The sequence below is a fragment of the Marinobacter iranensis genome, assembly GCF_029207565.1.
GTDB classification, from domain to species: domain Bacteria; phylum Pseudomonadota; class Gammaproteobacteria; order Pseudomonadales; family Oleiphilaceae; genus Marinobacter; species Marinobacter iranensis.
This window is the reverse complement of the sequence record NZ_JANCMW010000207.1, coordinates 1-266: the sequence shown is the minus strand read 5'-3', so window position 1 is coordinate 266 and position 266 is coordinate 1. Positions and strand designations below refer to the sequence as shown.

Here is a 266-nt window from a genome sequence, read left to right as displayed (position 1 = left end):
CGGCGCCCGCCGTGGTGAGATCTGCCTGAAAGGCAACGGCCTTGGCACCCGTGGCCTTCACGGCTGCAATGGTGGCATCGGCATCAGCCTTGGTTGCTGCGCTGTTGTAGTGGATTGCAACCGCCTTGGCGCCGTGTGCGGCAAGATCGCGCGCGATCAATCCACCCAGATTCTTTGCGCCTCCCGCGATAAGAACGGTTTTGCCCTTGATGCTGTGGTCCGTCATGTCGTGGCCTCCTTGCCTTGCAGCCGCCATCCGCAGCGGC

General features: G+C 63.2%; 1 protein-coding gene. It reads right to left on the bottom strand.

Annotated features, from left to right (window positions below; genetic code table 11):
* Positions 1-226: KR domain-containing protein (locus NLU14_RS22050; protein WP_275710639.1), on the bottom strand; the 226-nt coding region annotated here is incomplete at its 3' end.
* Positions 227-266: the final 40 nt, after the last annotated feature.